General features: G+C 74.4%; 15 protein-coding genes. 8 read left to right on the top strand and 7 right to left on the bottom strand.

The window, feature by feature from the left end:
• Positions 1-229: 229 nt before the first annotated feature.
• A complete protein-coding gene (locus AC5L34_RS19880; protein WP_494826401.1) occupies positions 230-1165 on the top strand; it encodes a diacylglycerol kinase in 936 nt (311 codons plus the stop codon).
• A 119-nt stretch (positions 1166-1284) separates the two neighbouring features.
• Here AC5L34_RS19880 and AC5L34_RS19875 read toward each other — a convergent pair whose 3' ends face one another.
• Both AC5L34_RS19875 and AC5L34_RS19870 read right to left on the bottom strand, forming a co-directional pair.
• A complete protein-coding gene (locus AC5L34_RS19875; RefSeq protein WP_494826345.1) occupies positions 1285-1995 on the bottom strand; it encodes a TetR/AcrR family transcriptional regulator in 711 nt (236 codons plus the stop codon).
• Positions 1996-2055: 60 nt separating this feature from the next.
• Positions 2056-2829: an HAD family hydrolase gene (locus AC5L34_RS19870; protein ID WP_441177665.1), complete on the bottom strand. Its 774-nt coding sequence runs from the start codon at positions 2827-2829 to the stop codon at positions 2056-2058.
• 86 nt (positions 2830-2915) lie between these two features.
• Between AC5L34_RS19870 and AC5L34_RS19865 the strand changes: the two genes are divergently transcribed.
• A complete protein-coding gene (locus AC5L34_RS19865) occupies positions 2916-5729 on the top strand; it encodes a DEAD/DEAH box helicase (RefSeq protein ID WP_441177666.1) in 2814 nt (937 codons plus the stop codon).
• 155 nt (positions 5730-5884) lie between these two features.
• Entirely contained in the window at positions 5885-6769 is an 885-nt protein-coding gene (locus tag AC5L34_RS19860) for an MHYT domain-containing protein (RefSeq protein ID WP_494826342.1), read from the top strand.
• Between the two features lie 40 nt (positions 6770-6809).
• Here AC5L34_RS19860 and AC5L34_RS19855 read toward each other — a convergent pair whose 3' ends face one another.
• Both AC5L34_RS19855 and AC5L34_RS19850 read right to left on the bottom strand, forming a co-directional pair.
• On the bottom strand, positions 6810-7730 hold the full coding sequence (locus AC5L34_RS19855) for a 5'-3' exonuclease (RefSeq protein WP_363899728.1): 921 nt from the start codon (positions 7728-7730) through the stop codon (positions 6810-6812).
• A 52-nt stretch (positions 7731-7782) separates the two neighbouring features.
• Positions 7783-8010, bottom strand: coding sequence for a DUF3040 domain-containing protein (locus AC5L34_RS19850; protein ID WP_494826340.1), 228 nt, complete (start codon positions 8008-8010; stop codon positions 7783-7785).
• A gap of 114 nt (positions 8011-8124) precedes the next feature.
• On the opposite strand from AC5L34_RS19850, the gene AC5L34_RS19845 reads away from it, so the two are divergent.
• Complete coding sequence (locus AC5L34_RS19845) at positions 8125-9213, top strand: DUF4037 domain-containing protein (protein WP_494826338.1); 1089 nt, start codon at positions 8125-8127, stop codon at positions 9211-9213.
• Positions 9214-9301: 88 nt separating this feature from the next.
• On the opposite strand, the gene AC5L34_RS19840 is transcribed toward AC5L34_RS19845, so the two are convergent.
• Entirely contained in the window at positions 9302-10681 is a 1380-nt protein-coding gene (locus tag AC5L34_RS19840; protein WP_494826337.1) for a glycosyl hydrolase family 18 protein, read from the bottom strand.
• 221 nt (positions 10682-10902) lie between these two features.
• Between AC5L34_RS19840 and AC5L34_RS19835 the strand changes: the two genes are divergently transcribed.
• The 3 genes from AC5L34_RS19835 to AC5L34_RS19825 all read left to right on the top strand — a co-directional run bounded on the left by AC5L34_RS19835 (position 10903) and on the right by AC5L34_RS19825 (position 13756).
• On the top strand, positions 10903-12018 hold the full coding sequence (locus AC5L34_RS19835; protein ID WP_441177671.1) for a M24 family metallopeptidase: 1116 nt from the start codon (positions 10903-10905) through the stop codon (positions 12016-12018).
• Entirely contained in the window at positions 12015-13157 is a 1143-nt protein-coding gene (locus tag AC5L34_RS19830; RefSeq protein WP_441177672.1) for an acyl-CoA dehydrogenase family protein, read from the top strand. The genes AC5L34_RS19835 and AC5L34_RS19830 overlap by 4 nt, the downstream gene beginning before the upstream one ends.
• 92 nt (positions 13158-13249) lie before the next feature.
• A complete protein-coding gene (locus AC5L34_RS19825) occupies positions 13250-13756 on the top strand; it encodes an Lrp/AsnC family transcriptional regulator (RefSeq protein ID WP_363899745.1) in 507 nt (168 codons plus the stop codon).
• Here AC5L34_RS19825 and AC5L34_RS19820 read toward each other — a convergent pair.
• Both AC5L34_RS19820 and AC5L34_RS19815 read right to left on the bottom strand, forming a co-directional pair.
• On the bottom strand, positions 13686-14297 hold the full coding sequence (locus AC5L34_RS19820) for a histidine phosphatase family protein (protein WP_357976524.1): 612 nt from the start codon (positions 14295-14297) through the stop codon (positions 13686-13688). The two genes, AC5L34_RS19825 and AC5L34_RS19820, sit on opposite strands and share 71 nt — an antisense overlap.
• Before the next feature lie 289 nt (positions 14298-14586).
• Positions 14587-15993, bottom strand: coding sequence for a KamA family radical SAM protein (locus tag AC5L34_RS19815; protein WP_363899749.1), 1407 nt, complete (start codon positions 15991-15993; stop codon positions 14587-14589).
• Positions 15994-16137: 144 nt separating this feature from the next.
• Between AC5L34_RS19815 and kdd the strand changes: the two genes are divergently transcribed.
• Positions 16138-17199 (top strand): L-erythro-3,5-diaminohexanoate dehydrogenase, encoded by a 1062-nt coding sequence (gene kdd, locus AC5L34_RS19810; RefSeq protein ID WP_494826333.1) that lies wholly within the window; start codon positions 16138-16140, stop codon positions 17197-17199.

Genomic DNA, 17199 nt, shown 5'->3' with positions numbered 1-17199 from the left:
CGCTGTTCGGTCGATGCCTTTGTCGTTCGGCCGATGTGCTCGGCCTGCCGACGGATATGAGTCTGTCCGTTCGGGCCATGGCGGTTCCAGTGCGTTCAGTCATGACGACGAATGCGTGCCGCACGGTCGGCCATGACAAAAGTCAGTTGCGTCCGGGCGTGAGGTGCCCCGCCGACGGGTGGCCGGGCGCACGGTGGGCGGTGCTCCCACCCCGGCCGGGGGCGGTACGGTGCTCGCCGTGACCGCAGACGATCACCCCTCCGTCGTCGGCGACGGGCCCGTCGCCGTGCTGGCCAACCCGACCGCGGGCCGGGGTCGGTACCGAGGGTTGCTGCCGCAGGTCCTGCACCGGCTCGCGGCCGCCGGCCGGCCCGTACGCCCCTTGCGCGCCGGCACCGCCGACGAGGCCGAGGCGGCCTGCCGCGCGGCCGTGCGCGACGGCGCGTCGGCCCTGGTCGTGGTCGGCGGCGACGGCACCGTGCACCGCGCGGTGCAGGCGGTCGCCGGCACCGCCGTCCCGTTCGGTCCGGTGCCCGCCGGCACCGGCAACGACTTCGCGGCCGACACCGGCTTCCCGGCCGACCCGCTCGCCGCCGTCGACGTCATCGCCGCGGCCCTGCGCGACGGCCGCACCCGCCCCGTGGACCTGGCCCGGATGACGGGGGCCGACGGCACGCAGCGCTGGTACGGGGCGGTGCTCGCCGCCGGCTTCGATGCGATCGTCAACGAGCGCGCCAACCGGATGCGCTGGCCGAGCGGTCCGCGCCGCTACGACCTGGCGATCCTGGTGGAGCTGGCCCGGCTGCGCCCGCGCCGCTACACGCTGCGCCTCGACGGGGTGGCGCACGAGGTGGACGCCGTGCTGGTGGCGGTGGGCAACTGCGCCAGCTACGGCGGCGGCATGCGGATCTGCCCGGACGCGGACCCGACCGACGGCCTGCTCGACGTGGTGGTGGGCGGCCGGTTCGACCGGCGCACCCTGATGCGGGTCAAGCCGCGCATCTACCAGGGCACCCACGTGGCGCACCCGCTGGTGCGCAGCTACCGCGCCCGTACGGTCGAGTTGAGCGCCGAGGGCATCACCACGTACGCCGACGGCGAGCGCGCCCTGCCCCTCCCACTGACCGTCACGGCCACCCCCGCCGCCCTCCACCTCCTCCGCTGACCCCGTCGCCCCTCTCCCGGCGTCGTCCCCGTCCGACGATGTCGATCATGGAGTTGAGGCTCCACGTAAGCCGTCGTGCGGTGCAGACCGGCACCAGAAGTGCGTGATCGACGCGTGGGTCAGGGGGTGGATCTGGTCATGCGGTCCAGCCATTCGGCCAGCAGGGTGCGTTCGGCGGTGGTGAGGTCCGTGGTGAGCGTGTCCAGCGCGGCGCGCAGCGCCACCGCGTGCCGGAGCGGACGGTCCGCCCGGGAGGTCGCCCGGGCGGCGGCGGAGTCGCTGACCAGTGCGCCGAGCATCGCCTCCCGGGTGCGGGTCGACAGGGCCGGGTCGCGCTGCGGGGGCGGGGTCCGGATCAGGGTGAGGGTGGTCCCGCAGGCGGTGGCGTGCAGCATCTCGGTCGCCTCGTCGACGCCCGTGCGCAGCCGGCCCGTCTCGGCCACCCGCTGCACGAGCTGGCGCAGGATGTCGGCGGCGACCCGGGTCGCGGTCGGGGTCTCGCCGGGGCGAGGGTCGGCGTACATGAGGGCGTGGAACGCCGGGTTGGTCACCCCGAAGCCGACGTGCAGGTCCCAGCCCCGGCGCAGGTCGTCGACGGGGTCGCCGGCGAGGTCACCGGCCGCCTGGGCGTGCAGGTACGCGGCGAACCCGTAGCTGGCCGCCGCGTCCAGCAGCCCCCGCATGTCGCCGAACTGGCGGTAGATCGTGGGCGCCTGCACTCCCGCCGCCCGGCCGACCGCCCGGGTGGAGACCGCCTCGCGGCCTCCCTCGGCGAGCAGCGCTGCGGCGGCCCGGACGATCCGGTCCCGGGGCGACGTCTCGGTGATCATGACAGCGACGATAACGTCTTCGCGTTAGCGCCGTGTGTTAACGGTGCTGTCGACGTTTTGTTAGCTCTGCTCGCCGACCCCGGCCAGGTCCAGCACGGCACCCAGGCCGTTGGCCCGGCCCGCCTCGGCGGCCGGCAGCACCAGCGCCGCGCACCCGGCCGCCACGGCGCCCGCGTCGGCCGGGGTGTCGCCCACCATCAGCGTCCGCTCCGGGTCGACGCCGAGCATCCCGCAGGCGCGCAGGAAGATGCCCGGGTCCGGCTTGCAGCGCCCCACCTCGTACGACAGCACGAACGCGTCGACCAGCCCGGCCAGCCCCCACGCCTCGAAGTGCGGCCGGATGTCGAAGCCGATGTTGCTGACCACCGCGACCCGTACGCCCCCGGCGCGCAGCGCGGCCAGGGTCGGGGCGGTGTCCGGGTAGGGCACCCAGCCCTCGGGCACCAGCACCCGCTCGTAGAGCGCCTCGGCGAAGCCCTCGATGCCCGCGTCCACGGTCTCGGCGAGCCCCGTGTAGGCGCCCCGGTGGGCGTGCGGGTAGAGGTCCCGGTCGGCCCAGAGCTCCGTCAGCCGGGGCGGCACCCGGGTCGGCAGCGGCCCGCCCGCCCGGCCGGCGGTCAGCAACCGGTCGGCCAGCGCGGTGGCCCGCATCCGCTCCAGCGTCACCCCGCAGGCGGCCGCGGCGGCGAGGACCCACTCCCGGGGCTCCTCCACCTGGGCCAGGGTGCCGTGGAAGTCGAGCAGGACCGCCTCCACCGGCCGGCGGGACGGATCCGGACGGGCGGCGTCGTCGGCGCCGCGCGGGGCGTGGGGCGGTTCGGCATGATCCGGCACGTCGTGCACCCTACCGACCGCCCCCGACCCGGCTGCCGGTTGGCCTTGTCCGGTGACTGTCGGCGGCACGCATTAATCTTGGAGACATGTCGAGCCCCGCCGAGCGGTACGCCGCGGCGCGCCGCCGGGCCGCGCAGGCCTCACAGTTCCCGGCACTCAACGAGTTCGCCCTCGACCTGGGGTTCGATCTCGACGACTTCCAGCGGGAGGCCTGCCAGGCGCTGGAGCGGGGCAGCGGCGTGCTGGTGTGCGCCCCGACCGGTGCCGGCAAGACCGTGGTCGGCGAGTTCGCCGTACACCTGGCGCTGCGCGGCACCCCGGCGCCCGCCGACGGCGACGCGACGGCGACCGGCGCCGAGGCGTCCCCGCCCCGCCGGCGCAAGTGCTTCTACACCACCCCGATCAAGGCCCTGTCGAACCAGAAGTACCACGACCTGGTCGACCGCTACGGCGCCGCGCAGGTCGGGCTGCTCACGGGCGACAACGCCATCAACGGCGACGCCCCGGTGGTGGTGATGACCACCGAGGTGCTGCGCAACATGCTCTACGCCGGCTCGGCCACCCTCGACGGCCTGGCGTACGTGGTGATGGACGAGGTGCACTACCTCGCCGACCGCTTCCGCGGCGGGGTGTGGGAAGAGGTGATCATCCACCTGCCCGCCTCGGTCACGCTGGTCTCCCTGTCGGCCACCGTGTCCAACGCCGAGGAGTTCGCCGACTGGCTGGTCACCGTGCGCGGCGAGACGGCCGTGGTGGTCAGCGAGCACCGCCCGGTGCCGCTGTGGCAGCACATGCTGGTCGGCAAGCGGATGTTCGACCTGTTCCACGACGCCGACGCCGCCCGCAAGCACGACGTGCACCCCGAGCTGCTGCGATACACCCGCGACACCATGCGCCGACTGGAGCTCGGCGAGGGCCGCAGCGCCGGCCCCGGCGCCGGGCGGCGCGGGCCCCGCTGGCGCGGCCCCATGCGCCCCGACATCGTCGACCGGCTCGACCGCGAGGGGCTGCTGCCGGCCATCCTGTTCATCTTCAGCCGCGCCGGCTGCGCCGCCGCCGTGCAGCAGTGCCTCGCCGCCGGCCTGCGGCTGACCTCTCCCGACGAGCGGGCGGAGATCCGCCGCGTCGTCGAGTCGCGGGTCACCGCCATTCCCGGCGAGGACCTGACCGTCCTCGGCTACTGGGAGTGGCTCGACGGGCTGGAGCGCGGGCTGGCCGCCCACCACGCCGGCATGCTGCCGGTGTTCAAGGAGGTCGTGGAGGAGCTCTTCGTCCGGGGCCTGGTCAAGGCGGTCTTCGCCACCGAGACGCTCGCCCTCGGCATCAACATGCCGGCCCGCTGCGTCGTGCTGGAGCGCCTGGTGAAGTACAACGGCGAGGCGCACGTCGACCTGACGCCGGGGGAATACACGCAGCTCACCGGCCGTGCCGGCCGGCGGGGCATCGACGTCGAGGGGCACGCCGTCGTCGTCTGGTCCCCAGAGACCGACCCTCGGCACGTGGCCGGGCTCGCCTCCACCCGCACGTACCCGCTGCGGTCCAGCTTCCGGCCGTCGTACAACATGGCGGTCAACCTGGTCGGCACCGTCGGCGCCGAGCCGGCCCGCGCGCTGCTGGAGTCCTCGTTCGCCCAGTTCCAGGCGGACCGCTCCGTGGTCGGCCTGGCCCGCCAGGTGCAGCGCAACACCGAGACCATCGAGGCGTACGGCGCGGAGGCGGCCTGCCACCACGGCGACTTCGACGAGTACTTCGCGTTGCGGGTGGCGATCGGCGACCGGGAGCGGGCCATCGCCCGGCAGGGGCAGAGCCAGCGCAAGGCCGCCGCGGTGGCCTCGCTGGAGCGGCTGCGGGTCGGCGACGTGATCCGCGTGCCGTCGGGTCGGCGGGCCGGCCTGGCCGTCGTGCTCGACCCGGCGACCGGCGGCTTCGGTGAGCCCCGGCCACTGGTGCTCACCCAGGACCGTTGGGCGGGCCGGGTCAGCCCCGGCGACTTCACGACCCCCGCCGAGGTGCTGGCGCGCATCCGGGTGCCGAAGCACTTCAACCACCGGTCCCCGGCGGCCCGGCGGGACCTGGCCGCCGAGGTCAGCGGCACGGGTCTGGACCGCCACGGCGGCCGGCGGGGTGGCCGTTCCCGGCAGGCGGTCGGCGAGGACCACCGGCTCAGCCAGCTGCGCACCGAGCTGCGCCGGCACCCCTGCCACGCCTGCCCCGACCGCGAGGAGCACGCCCGCTGGGCGGAGCGGCGCCGCCGCCTGGAGAAGGACACCGAGGAGCTGCGGCAGCGGGTGGCCGGTCGGACGGGGTCGCTGGCCCGCACGTTCGACCGGATCGTGGCCCTGCTCACCGCCCGGGGCTACCTGACTCCCGACGGGACGGTGACCGACGCCGGCCGGATGCTCGGCCGGATCTGGACCGAGGCCGACCTGCTGGTCGCCGAGTGCCTGCGACGCGGGGTGTGGGACGGGCTCTCCCCGGCCGAACTGGCGGCGGCGGTCTCGGTGGTGGTCTTCGAGGCCCGCCGCGACGTCGACGAGCGGGCGTCGCTGCCGCGCGGCCCGGTGGCCGAAGCGGTCGACGAGACGCTCAAGCTGTGGAGCGAGATCGAGGCCGACGAGGCGGCCCGCGGCCTCACCGGCACCCGGGAGCCCGACCTCGGCTTCGCCTGGCCGGTCTACCGCTGGGCCCGCGGCGAGGCGCTCGCGAAGGTCCTCGGCAGCGGCCACGAGATCGACGGTGAGATGCCGGCCGGCGACTTCGTCCGGTGGGCGCGGCAGGTGGTCGACCTGCTCGGCCAGCTCGCCGACTCGGGCGGCGCCTCGACGGAACTCAGGTCGACCGCCCGGCAGGCGATCGGCGCCGTGAACCGGGGCGTGCTGGCCTACCACGCCACCGCCTGATCGTCACCGTCGGTAACCGGCGACCGAAATCGACGCATCGCACAGTCATCGCGACGGCACCCCCCGAGTTGTGCGGGGGGTGCCGTATTGCCTGGTGGGAGCATCCTCGATCATTGCTGCGGCACGCGCCGGTAATCGATCCGAGGAAGGCCGCGATGGCGGAGATAAATCACTTTGAGTACGGGTGGATCACCCCCGCTCTCAGCTACGCGCTCTCGGTGCTGGGCTCGGCCCTGGGGCTGATCTGCGCGAGCCGGATCCGCACCGCGGGCAGCGCCGGCCAACGCGCCTGGTGGGGCACCCTGGCGGCCTGGGCCATCGGCGGTACGGCCATCTGGACCATGCACTTCATGGCGATGCTCGGCTTCGCCGTGGAAGGCACCCGGATCCGGTACGACGTGCCGATCACCGTGGCCAGCGCCCTGATCGCGGTGGTCGCGGTCGGCATCGGTCTGGCCATCGTCGGCACCGGGCGGTTCTCCGCCGTACGGCTGCTGGCCGGGGGTCTGTTCACCGGCGCGGGGGTGGCCGCGATGCACTACACCGGCATGGCCGCCATGCGGCTCAACGGCCGGATCGACTACGACACGACGCGCGTCGTGCTCTCCGTCGTGATCGCGGTGGTCGCGGCCACCGTGGCGCTCTGGCTGGCGATGACCGTCCGGCGGGGGCTGGCGATCGTCGGCTCGGCGCTGCTGATGGGCGTCGCGGTCAACGGCATGCACTTCACCGGGATGAGCGCCATGTCGGTGCACCCGCACACCCGGCAGGGCGAGGTGACCGGCGCCGGCGTCAGCACCCTGCTCGTGCCGATCGTCCTCGCGGTGGTGTTCGGCGTGGTGGGGCTGGTCTACGCGTTGCTGGCCGCCCCCACCGCCGAGGACCGGGCCGCCGCCGCGTACGTCGGCAGCCTGCGGGAGAGGGAGCCGGCCGAGGCCACGGCGGTGGCGGCACCGGACCCGGTGGGGCTGCGGGCCCGCTCCACGCTCGGTAGCCCCGGCACCCCGTTCCCGGCGCGCCGGAACGACCCGCCGCGCTGAGCGCCGGCCGTCGACCGGGCTCGCGCTGCGTCGGGGCGGGCTAGGCCCGCTGCGCGAGGGCGTCGACGAGGCGGCGCGCCGAGCCGGCCAGGTTCCACTCGCCCGCCAGCTCCAGCAGCCGGTCGGGGTCGGCCGGGGCGGTCGGCAGCGCGGTGGGCAGTTCGGGCAGCGGCACGTCGAGGGCGACCCGGACCACCTTCGGCGCGACGGCCAGGTAGTCCCGCGCGGCGGCGAGCTTGGTGCGCAGCCCGGGGGCGAAGCCGGAGCCCGGGTCGTCCAGGGCGGCCAGGATGCCCGCCACGTCGCCGTAGCGCTCGACCAGCCGGGCGGCCGTCTTCTCGCCCACGCCCGCCACCCCGGGCAGCCCGTCGCTGGGGTCGCCCCGCAGGGCGGCGAAGTCGGCGTACCGGTTCGCCGGCACCCCGTAGCGGGCGCGCACCGCGGCGTCGTCGCAGTCGTCCAGCTTGGCCACGCCCCGCCCGACGTAGAGCAACCGCACGGGGCGGGCGTCGTCGACGAGCTGGAACAGGTCCCGGTCCCCGGAGACCACCTCGACCGGCGCCGGCTGCGTCACCGACAGGGTGCCGAGCACGTCGTCGGCCTCGTAGCCGGCCGCGCCGACGTGGGTGATCCCGACGGCGTCGAGCACCTCCAGGATCAGCGGGACCTGCGGGCTGAGCGTGTCGGGCACCACCTCGCCGCCCTCGGGGGCCACCCGGTGCGCCTTGTAGGACGGCAGCAGCGCCACCCGCCAGTCGGGCCGCCAGTCGTGGTCCATCGCGCAGACCATCCGGTCGGGTCGGCGGGTGCGGATCAGGCTCGCCAGCATGTCGAGGAAGCCGCGCACTGCGTTGACGGGGCTGCCGTCGGCGGCGCGGGCCGCCGACTCGGGGATGCCGAAGTAGGCCCGGAAGTAGAGACTGGGCGCGTCGATGAGCAGGATCGGGGGTCGGTGTGCCACGCCCGACAGCCTGGCACACCCCACCGACGATCAGGGGGCACGGCGCGGCGGATCAGGGACGGTCGTCGTCGCGGTACAGCGTCTCGCGGCGGGCCACGTACTGAAGCCCGTAGCTGACCAGCAGCAGCACGATCGCGGCCGCCACCTCGAGCCAGGCCGCCGTGCCGTCGGCGACGGTCAGGCCGACGACCAGCAGCACCAGGCCCGCCACCGCGAGGACGCCCGCCCAGAGCAGCCGACGGCGTCGGGTCGCGGCGCGCTCGCGTTCCGTCGCTGCCACGGCGGTCGCTCCTTCCCGTCGGCGACCCGTCCGCGCCCAGCCTATCGGCGGGTACGGCCGGCGGCGGCGGAACCGGGCTGCGGGAGCGCCGCCCCCGGGCGCAGACTTGCCGGTGTGACGTTCGTTGCCGGCCTGACGCTGGGCCGCCGGTTCCACGACGAGGTGCTGGCGCCGATCCTGCGTCGCCGCCTTCCCGACCTGCCGTACGCGGCCGGTCTGCTCGACGGCGGCTCGGAACTGCTCGGCCTGGACACCCCGCGCTCCACCGACCACGACTGGGGCCCGCGGGGGCAGCTCTTCGTCGCCGCGCCGGACGCGGGGCGCATCCCGGCCCTGCGCGCGGCGCTGGACGCGGACCTGCCGGCGGAGTTCCTCGGCTGGCCGACCCGGTTCACCGGGCACGGCAGGCTGGGGGTGGCCGACCGGGCGGGCAGCCGCCACGGCGTCACGGTGCACGAGCTGGGCGGTTGGTGGCACGACCGGCTGGGCTTCGACCCGGCCGGCGGCGTCGGCACGGCCGACTGGCTGGCCACCCCGACGCAGCGGCTGGCCGAGGTGACCGGCGGCGCGATCTTCCACGACGGCCTCGACGGCGCGCTGACCGCAGCCCGGGCGGCGCTGGCGTGGTATCCGGACGACGTGTGGCGGTACGTGCTCGCCGCCGCGTGGACCCGCGTCGCGCAGGCCGAGCACCTGCCCGGCCGCTGCGCGGAGAGCGGCGACGAGTTGGGCAGCCGGGTGGTCGCCGCCGGGCTGGCCCGGGACCTGATGCGGCTCGGCCTGCTGCTGCACCGCCGCTGGCCCCCGTACGACAAGTGGCTCGGCACGGTGTTCGCCCGGCTGCCGGACGCGGCGCCCGTCGTCGCGGCCCTGGCCGACGCGCTCGGCCAGGCCGACTGGCGGGGGCGGGAGGACGGGCTGGTCCGGGCGCTGGCGGCGGTCGCCGCCTGGACCGACGGCACCGGCCTGGCGGCGCCGGTGCGTGCCCGGCCCCAGCCGTTTCACGCCCGGCCGTTCCTGGTCCTGGACGCGGGTCGCCTCGCCGCCGCGCTGCGCGCCGCCATCACCGACCCGGCCCTGCGCGCGTGTGCCCCGCTCGGCGCGGTCGACCAGTACGTCGACAGCGTGGACGTGCTGACCCACGCGCACCGGGTCCGCCGGCTCGCCGCCGCGCTGCCGCCGGTGCTGGACGGCGCCGACTGACGCGGGCCGGCCGACGGCGGCGGGACCGCACCGTCGACGGGCGGCGGGCCCCGTCCCGCCGGGGCGGCGACGGGGCCGCGTGCGCCGCTCAGGCGGGCAGCCGCCAGACCTGGTTGGCGCCGCCGAAGCAGTCCCAGATCTGCAACCGGGTGCCGTCGGCGGAGCTGTTGCCGGTGGCGTCGAGGCACTTGCCGGCCTGCGGGTTGCGTAGGGTGCCGTTGGACTGGGCCTGCCAGACCTGGGCGCCGGTGCCGTTGCATTCCCACAGCTGCACCTTGGCGCCGTTGGCGGTGGAGCCGCTGGCCACGTCGGCGCACTTGCCGAGGGCGCGCAGCGTGCCGTCGGTGCCCACCGTCCAGCTCTGGGCGTTCGTGCCGTTGCAGGCGTAGAGCTGCACGGCGGTGCCGTTGGCGGTGTTCGCGGCGGCCACGTCGACGCACTTGCCGCCGATCCCGGTGATCGGGCCGGTCCGCCCGACGGGCGGCGGGGTCGTGCCCCCGGTGGCCGTGTCGTAGATGGCGCTGACCAGGGAGGTCGCCCCGGTGGTGTCCTGGCTGAGTTCCCAGTTCATCATGCCGCCGGCGTTGGCCATGGCCCACTGGGTCTTGCGCTTGACGGTGGGGACGCCGTTGTAGCACTGCTGGGTCCCGCCGACCGTGGTGCAGTCGCGGTTGGCGTTGGCCGGGTCCATGGCGACCAGCGACGCGTAGGTGTGGTAGCCGGGTCGGCTGTAGAACGGCACGCCGAGCACCGCCTTGCGGGCGGGCAGGCCCCGGGACTTCCAGTAGTTGACGGCGTTGATCGACCAGTCGTAGTTGGCGTGTGGGCTGCCGCCGTCGTACGCCATGATGTTGAGCCAGTCCACGTGGCCGAACACGGCGGGCTGCACGCCCTCGGCGTACCAGCCCTCGGAGACGACGGCGGCGGTGAGCAGCTTGCCCCGGCTGTGCAGGGCGCCGGCCAGCTGCTGCATCAGCGCCGTGTAGTTGGTGGCCGAGGCGCCCGGGTCCGGGTACTCCCAGTCCATGTCGACGCCGTCGAGGCCGTACTGGTTGACGAAGGCGACCACGTTGTTGACGAACGTCGTGCGGCTGCCGGCGTTCGCGGCGAGCGCCTCGAAGGCGGAGTCGTCGCCGTTGTTCCAGCCGCCGATCGCGATCGACACCTTGACGTTGCTGGCGTGGCCGCGGGAGACCAGCTGGGAGAGCTTGGCGGGGTTCTCCACCGGGCGCAGCGTGCCGTCGCCGTTGGGCAGCACGAACGCGTAGTTGACGTGGCTGAGCTTGCCGTACTGCACGGCGTTGACGTCGCCGGTCCAGGACGGCAGGTAGCCCACGCTGCGGAAGCCGTCGGGCACCGCGGCGGCCTGCGCGGGGGCGGGGTTCAGGGTGAGGGTGGCGGCGGCGGTGGCCAGGGTGAGCAGGCCGGCGGCGAGGGCCGACCTGAGGCGGGGCAGCGATGAGGGCATCGGGGGCCTTCCCGTGGGCGGGTTGCGGCGGCCGTGCCGCCCGCGTCGGCGACCGGCGCCGGGAAGCGGGGGTACGGGTGGGACGGGCGGACATCCTCGAGGCAGCCAAATCCTAAGGAGTGTTAACTGTGGCGTCAACGACGACGCTCGATGGATCGGAGAGCGCTCCCCTGGAGCCGGGCGGGCTGGGGCGGCGCCCGAACGACCGTTAAGCTGACCGGGTGGCATCCGACGAGTTGTATCCGCCCCGACGGCTGGCCGACGCCCAGCGCGCCACCGCCGCCGCCGGCCTGGACGCGCTGCTGCTCACCCCCGGCTCCGACCTGCGCTACCTGACCGGCTACGACGCCCACGAGGGGGAGCGGCTCACCTGCCTGGTGCTGCCCGCGCAGGGGGAGCCGACCCTGATCGTGCCCACCCTGGAGCGGCCGGCCGCCGAGGCGTCCCCGGCGCCGGCCACCGGCGTACGCATCGTCGACCACGCCGACGGCAGCGACCCGTACCCGCTGCTCGTCGCCGCCCTCGGCGGACCGGTGGCGGCGGTCGGGCTGGCCGACCGGATGTGGGCCGAGCAGGTCCTGGCCCTGCGCGCGGCGCTGCCCGGCGCCGTCCAACGACTGGCCTCCGAGGTGCTGCGCGAGATGCGCGTGCGCAAGTCCCCGGCCGAGGTCGCGGCGCTGGCCGAGGCGGGCGCGGCGATCGACGCCGTGCACCGGCGGATGGGGGAGTGGCTGCGGCCGGGACGCACCGAGGCGGAGGTGGGCGCCGACATCGCCGCGGCGATCCGGGCCGCCGGCCACGTGAGCGTGGACTTCGTGATCGTCGCCGCCGGCCCGAACGGCGCCAGCCCGCACCACGGCACCTCCGAGCGCCCGATCGGCGCTGGCGAACCTGTCGTCGTGGACATCGGCGGGACGATGCCCTCGGGCTACCGCTCCGACTGCACCCGCACCTACGTCGCGGGCGCCCCTGCGCCGGCCGAGTTCGTCGACTACTACGCGGTGCTGCACGCCGCCCAGCGCGCCGCGGTGGCCGCGGTGCGCCCCGGGGTGACCGCCGAGGACGTCGACGCGGCGGCCCGCGAGCCGATCGCCGCCGCGGGGTTCGGCGCGGCCTTCCTGCACCGGACCGGCCACGGCATCGGCCTGGACGGCCACGAGGAGCCCTACGTGGTGGCCGGCAACGCCCGCCCGCTGGAGGCGGGGATGGCGTTCTCCGTCGAACCGGGCATCTACCTGGCGGGCCGCCACGGCGCCCGTATCGAGGACATCGTCGTCTGCGCCCCGGACGGCGTGCAACGGCTCAACACCACCCCCACGGAGCTCATCGCGCTATGACTGTCGACCGGATCCTCCCCACCGACGAGGCCCACGACCTGCTCGACCTCGCCACCGAACTCGCCGACCGGGAGCTGGCGCCACGGGCCGCCGGGTTCGAGGAGCGCGCCGAGTTCCCCCGCGAGGTGCTGCGTACCCTCGGGCGGGCCGGCCTGCTCGGCCTGCCGTACGCCGAGGAGCACGGCGGCGCCGCCCAGCCCTACGAGGTCTATCTCCAGGTGCTGGAGATCCTGGCCAGCCGCTGGCTCGCGGTCGCCGAGGCGGTCAGCGTGCACACGCTGTCCTGCTACCCCCTGGCGCAGTTCGGCACCGACGCGCAGCGCAAGCTGCTGCCCGACATGATCGGCGGGGAGTTGCTCGGGGCGTACTGCCTGTCCGAGCCGCAGGGCGGCTCGGACGCCGCCGCGCTGACCACGAGGGCGGTACGCGACGGCGACGCCTACCTGGTCGACGGCACCAAGGCGTGGATCACCCACGCCCAGGTGGCGGACTTCTACAACATCTTCTGCCGCACCGGCGGGCCCGGTCCAAAGGGCATCTCCTGCCTGCTGGCCGACCGCGACACGCCGGGCATCGCGCCGCAGGCGGCCGAGCGCACGATGGGGCTGCGCGCCTCCCCGGTGGCGCAGATCGCCTTCGACTCGGCCCGGGTGCCGGCCGAGCGGCTGATCGGCGGGGAGGGGGCGGGCTTCACCATCGCGATGTCCGCGCTCGACTCGGGGCGCCTCGGCATCGCCGCCTGCGCGGTGGGGCTGGCCCAGGCGGCGCTGGACTACGCGGTCGGCTATGCCCGGGAGCGCCAGCAGTTCGGCAAGGCGATCATCGACTTCCAGGGGCTGGGGTTCACCCTCGCCGACCTGGCGACCCAGATCTCCGCGGCCCGGGCGTTGACGCTGGCGGCGGCCCGGCTGCGTGACGCCGGGCGGCCGTACTCGATCGAGGCGGCGAAGGCGAAGCTCTTCGCCACCGACGTGGCGATGCGGGTGACCACGGACGCGGTGCAGGTGCTGGGCGGGGCCGGCTACGTGGCCGACCACCCGGTGGAGCGCTACATGCGTGAGGCGAAGGTGCTCCAGATCGTGGAGGGCACCAACCAGATCCAGCGGCTGGTCATCTCCCGGGCGCTGGCGAAGGGCTGACGGGCGTCGTCCCGCCGGCCGGCGCGTGTGCCGCGTCGCGCCGGCGGGCCGCGTCGTCGCCGTGGCGCGGTTTTCCCGGTAGGTTGCACGCCGTGGAGGAGATCGACCGCGCCATCATCGCCGCGCTGACCGCTGACGGTCGGCTGTCGTACACCGATCTGGCGGAGCGGGTGGGCCTGTCGGTCTCCGCCGTGCACCAGCGGGTGCGCCGCCTGGAGCAGCGCGGCGTCATCAAGGGGTACGCCGCCCGGGTCTCCTTCGAGGCCCTCGACCTGCCGCTGACCGCGTTCGTGGCGATCCGGCCGTTCGACCCGTCGCAGCCCGACGACGCGCCGGAGCGGCTGGCCCACCTGCCCGAGATCGACTCGTGCTACTCGGTGGCGGGGGAGGACTTCTACCTCCTGCTGGTGCGGGTGGCCAGCCCGGCGGACCTGGAGCGGCTGCTCCAGGAGATCCGGACGGCGGCGAACGTCACCACCCGTACGACGGTGGTGCTGTCGACGCCGTACGAGAACCGGCCGCCGAAGATCAGTGCCGAGCCCCACGTTCGGGTGCGTTCCCGGGCGTCGGGGGAACCGGCTGGTTCCACCGCAGGATGACCCGTCGGCCGTGCTCGTGGCCGAGCACGCTGACGGTGGCGGTGTCCAGCCGCAGCAGCCCGCCGGCTGAGGGCGGCAGGCCGACCCAGCGGGCGCCGAGCACGCGCAGGCTGTGGGCGTGCCCGACGAGGGCGACGGTGCCCCGGTCGAGCAGCGGGTGGACCCGGGCGAGCACCCGGTCGAGGCGTTCGCCGACCTGGTTGGGGGACTCCCCGCCGGGGCAGCCGTCGGTCCAGATGGACCAGTTCGGGTGGTCGTCGCTGATGTCGGCGGTGGTGCGCCCCTCGTACTCGCCGTAGTTCCATTCGGCGAGGTCGTCGAGGGTGCCGGTGACGGTGAGGCCGGCCAGCCGCGCCGTGTGCAGCGCCCGGGCGCGGGGACTGGTGAGGACCGCGGCGAAGCGCCGGCCGGCGAGGAACCGGCCGAGGGTGCGGGCCTGCCGCTCGCCGTCGGGGGTGAGCGGGAGGTCGGTGTACGAGGTGTGCCGGCGGCTGGCGCTCCAGGTGGTCTCGCCGTGCCGGATCAGCAGAAGCTCTCCCATCTCCCCAGTCAACCAGACGACGCGCTCCACCCCTCCACCTAGTGTCCTAGGATGCGCTAGCGGGTGTGCGGGCCGTCGCACAAGCCGCAGGCGACGACCTGAGAGGGCGGTGCCTCAGCCGGGACCGGTGAAAGCAACCTGGAGCGGCCAGAGGGCCGAACGCGGAGTGCCTGCGGTCCGCACCTCGCCGGGGGAGTGGTGGAGGCCGCGACGCGGCCTGTCGGGGCCGGAAACGCGTCACCCCCGGGGCCGGTGGTCGGCTCCGGGGGTGACGGTGTCGCGGGCGGGGTCAGTCGTTGCGGTGCTCGGCCCACCACTGCTGCCCGGTCTCGGGCAGGGTGTCGATCGGGTCGTAGTAGGCGTGGCGCTTGTTGAGCGCCTCGGCGTCGGCGGACTCGATGGAGGTGCGGTAGTTCTTCGTCCAGTACGAGATGCCGCGGTCGCGGTCGTACTCGGTGAGCATGTGCACCCAGCGCTTGCCGACGAAGGGGACGTCGCAGACGATGCGCGGGGTGGCGTAGCCGGGCAGGTAGCCCATGATGTCGTGCTGGAGCTGCTGGGCGTGCCAGACCGGCACCCGCCAGTGCTCGGCGTTGGGGATCATGTCGCACATGTAGAAGTAGTACGGCAGGATTCCCGCCTCGCCCTGGAGGGCGAAGCAGAGGTCGAGCAGGTCGGGGGCGGTGGCGTTGACGCCGCGCATGAGCACGCCCTGGTTGCGTACGTCGCGTACGCCCACGTCGAGGGCGGTCTGGGCGGCCCTGGCGACCAGCGGGGTGAGCGACTGGGCGTGGTTGACGTGGGTGTGGATGGCGAGGTTGACGCCGCGGCGGGCGGCGGTGCGGGCGACGCGTTCGAGGCCCTCGACGACGTCGGGCTGGAGCCAGTGCTGGGGCAGGCCCATGAGGGCCTTGGTGGCGAGGCGGATGTCGCGGATGGTCTCGATCTCGAGCAGCCGCATCAGGTAGGACTCGAGGTTCTTCCACGGCACGTTGGCGACGTCGCCGCCGGAGACGACGACGTCACGGACGCCGGGGTGGGCCTTGAGGTAGCCGATGTGGGCGTCGTAGCGGTCGACGGGCTTGAGGGTGAGCTTGAGCTTGTCGACGGCGGGGGTGGAGTTGCCCACGAGGTCCATGCGGGTGCAGTGCCCGCAGTACTGGGGGCAGGTGGAGAGCAGTTCGGCGAGGACCTTGGTGGGGTAGCGGTGGGTGAGGCCCTCGGCGACCCACATGTCGTGTTCGTGCAGGGAGTCGCGGCTGGCGTACGGGTGGGAGGGCCAGTCGGTGCGCCGGTCGGAGGCGACGGGGATCATGTAGCGCCGGATGGGGTCGGCGAGGAACGCCTCCGTGGTCATCGGCGCGAACGGCACCATCGTGTTGATCATCTGTGGCGGCACCAGCATGGACATGGTGGCCAGGGCCTTCTGGTCGGCCTCGAGGTCGGCGTAGAAGGACTCGTCGACCGCGTCGCCGAGGACGGTGCGCAGCTGCTTGATGTTCTTGACGCAGTTGACGCGCTGCCACTGTGCGTTCTCCCACTGCTCGCGGGTGATGTGGCGCCAGCCGGGGAAGCGGGTCCAGTCGGGCTCGACGAGGGGCGCACGACGGTATTCGTAGGGCTGTCCGGCGGTGGGTACCGCGACCGGCGCGGGGTGGGGCGGGGGCAGGGTCTCCACCGGTTGGGTCTGGGTCACGGCCCCTCCTCGATGTGGTGCGGGTTGATCAGCGATCCCGAAGGCTACTGGAAAATATTCGGTGAAGAAATTAGTCTGCCGTAAGTTTTCCCGCTACGCGAGCCCTGGCCGGGGCTTCGAGCGGCGTGACAGGGGGAGGTCGGCGTGACGTCACCGGTGGGTCTGCACCGCGTTGTCGAACCGGCGGGGGTGCTGCCGCAGGCCGCGTGGCGGCTGGACGCGAGTCCGGAGATCGCGCCGAACGAGGTGCGTATCCGGGTGGAGCGGTTGAACCTGGACGCTGCGAGCTTCCGGCAGTTGTGGGAGAAGCACGGCGGGGACGGCGACGCGGTGCGCGCCGAGGTGCTCCAGATCGTGTCCGCGCGGGGCAAGATGCAGAACCCGGTGACGGGGTCGGGCGGGATGCTGATCGGCACGGTGGAGGAGGCGGGGCGGCGCTCCCCGCTGGGGCTGCGGGCGGGGCAGCGGGTGGCGACCCTGGTGTCGCTGACGTTGACGCCGCTGACGATCCTCGACGGGTTGGCCCGTTGGGACGGGCGCAGCGAGCAGGTGCCGTGCGACGGGTACGCGATCCTGTTCGCCCGGTCGATCGCGGCGGTGCTGCCGGCGGATCTCGATGCGCAGCTGTCCCTCGCGGTGCTGGACGTGTGTGGGGCGCCGGCGCTGACGGCGCGGGTGGTGTCGCGGTACGTGGCGGAGCGGGAGCGGGCGGGGGACGCGGCGCCGGTGCGGGTGGCGGTGATCGGTGGCGCGGGCAAGAGCGGGTCGCTGTCGCTGGCGGCGGCGCGGCGGGCGGGTGCCGCCCGTACGGTCGGGGTGGTGCCGGTGGTGGCGGAGCGGGACGCGCTGGCGGCGGTGGGGTTGGCGGACGCGGTGGCGTTGGCCGACGCCCGGGATCCGGTGGCGTTGTCGACGGCGGTGACGACGGCGTTGGGGGCGCCGGCGGACGTGACGGTGGTGTGCGTGGACGTGCCGGGCTGTGAGCACGGTGCGGTGCTGGCGACGGCGGACGGCGGCACGGTGGTGTTCTTCTCGATGGCGACGAGTTTCGCGGCGGCGGCGTTGGGGGCGGAGGGCCTGGCGGCGGACGTGACGATGCTGGTCGGCAACGGTTACGTGCCGGGGCACGCGGAGTTCGCGCTCGGTCTGCTGCGGTCGGAGTCGGGGGTGCGGGCGTTGTTCGAGGCGCGACTCGCGGCAGACTGA

It is taken from the genome of Micromonospora sp. ZG13, assembly GCF_059359355.1.
This window is presented reverse-complemented; position numbering and strand designations above follow the sequence as displayed.

What these genes read in the sequence shown, in the direction of transcription:
- AC5L34_RS19875 (WP_494826345.1), bottom strand. Translation starts at nt 1,995, where the DNA reads ATGATCACCGAGACGTCGCCCCGGGACCGGATCGTCCGGGCCGCCGCA.
- AC5L34_RS19865 (WP_441177666.1), top strand. Translation starts at nt 2,916, where the DNA reads ATGTCGAGCCCCGCCGAGCGGTACGCCGCGGCGCGCCGCCGGGCCGCG.
- AC5L34_RS19860 (WP_494826342.1), top strand. Translation starts at nt 5,885, where the DNA reads ATGGCGGAGATAAATCACTTTGAGTACGGGTGGATCACCCCCGCTCTC.
- AC5L34_RS19840 (WP_494826337.1), bottom strand. Translation starts at nt 10,681, where the DNA reads ATGCCCTCATCGCTGCCCCGCCTCAGGTCGGCCCTCGCCGCCGGCCTG.
- AC5L34_RS19830 (WP_441177672.1), top strand. Translation starts at nt 12,015, where the DNA reads ATGACTGTCGACCGGATCCTCCCCACCGACGAGGCCCACGACCTGCTC.
- AC5L34_RS19820 (WP_357976524.1), bottom strand. Translation starts at nt 14,297, where the DNA reads ATGGGAGAGCTTCTGCTGATCCGGCACGGCGAGACCACCTGGAGCGCC.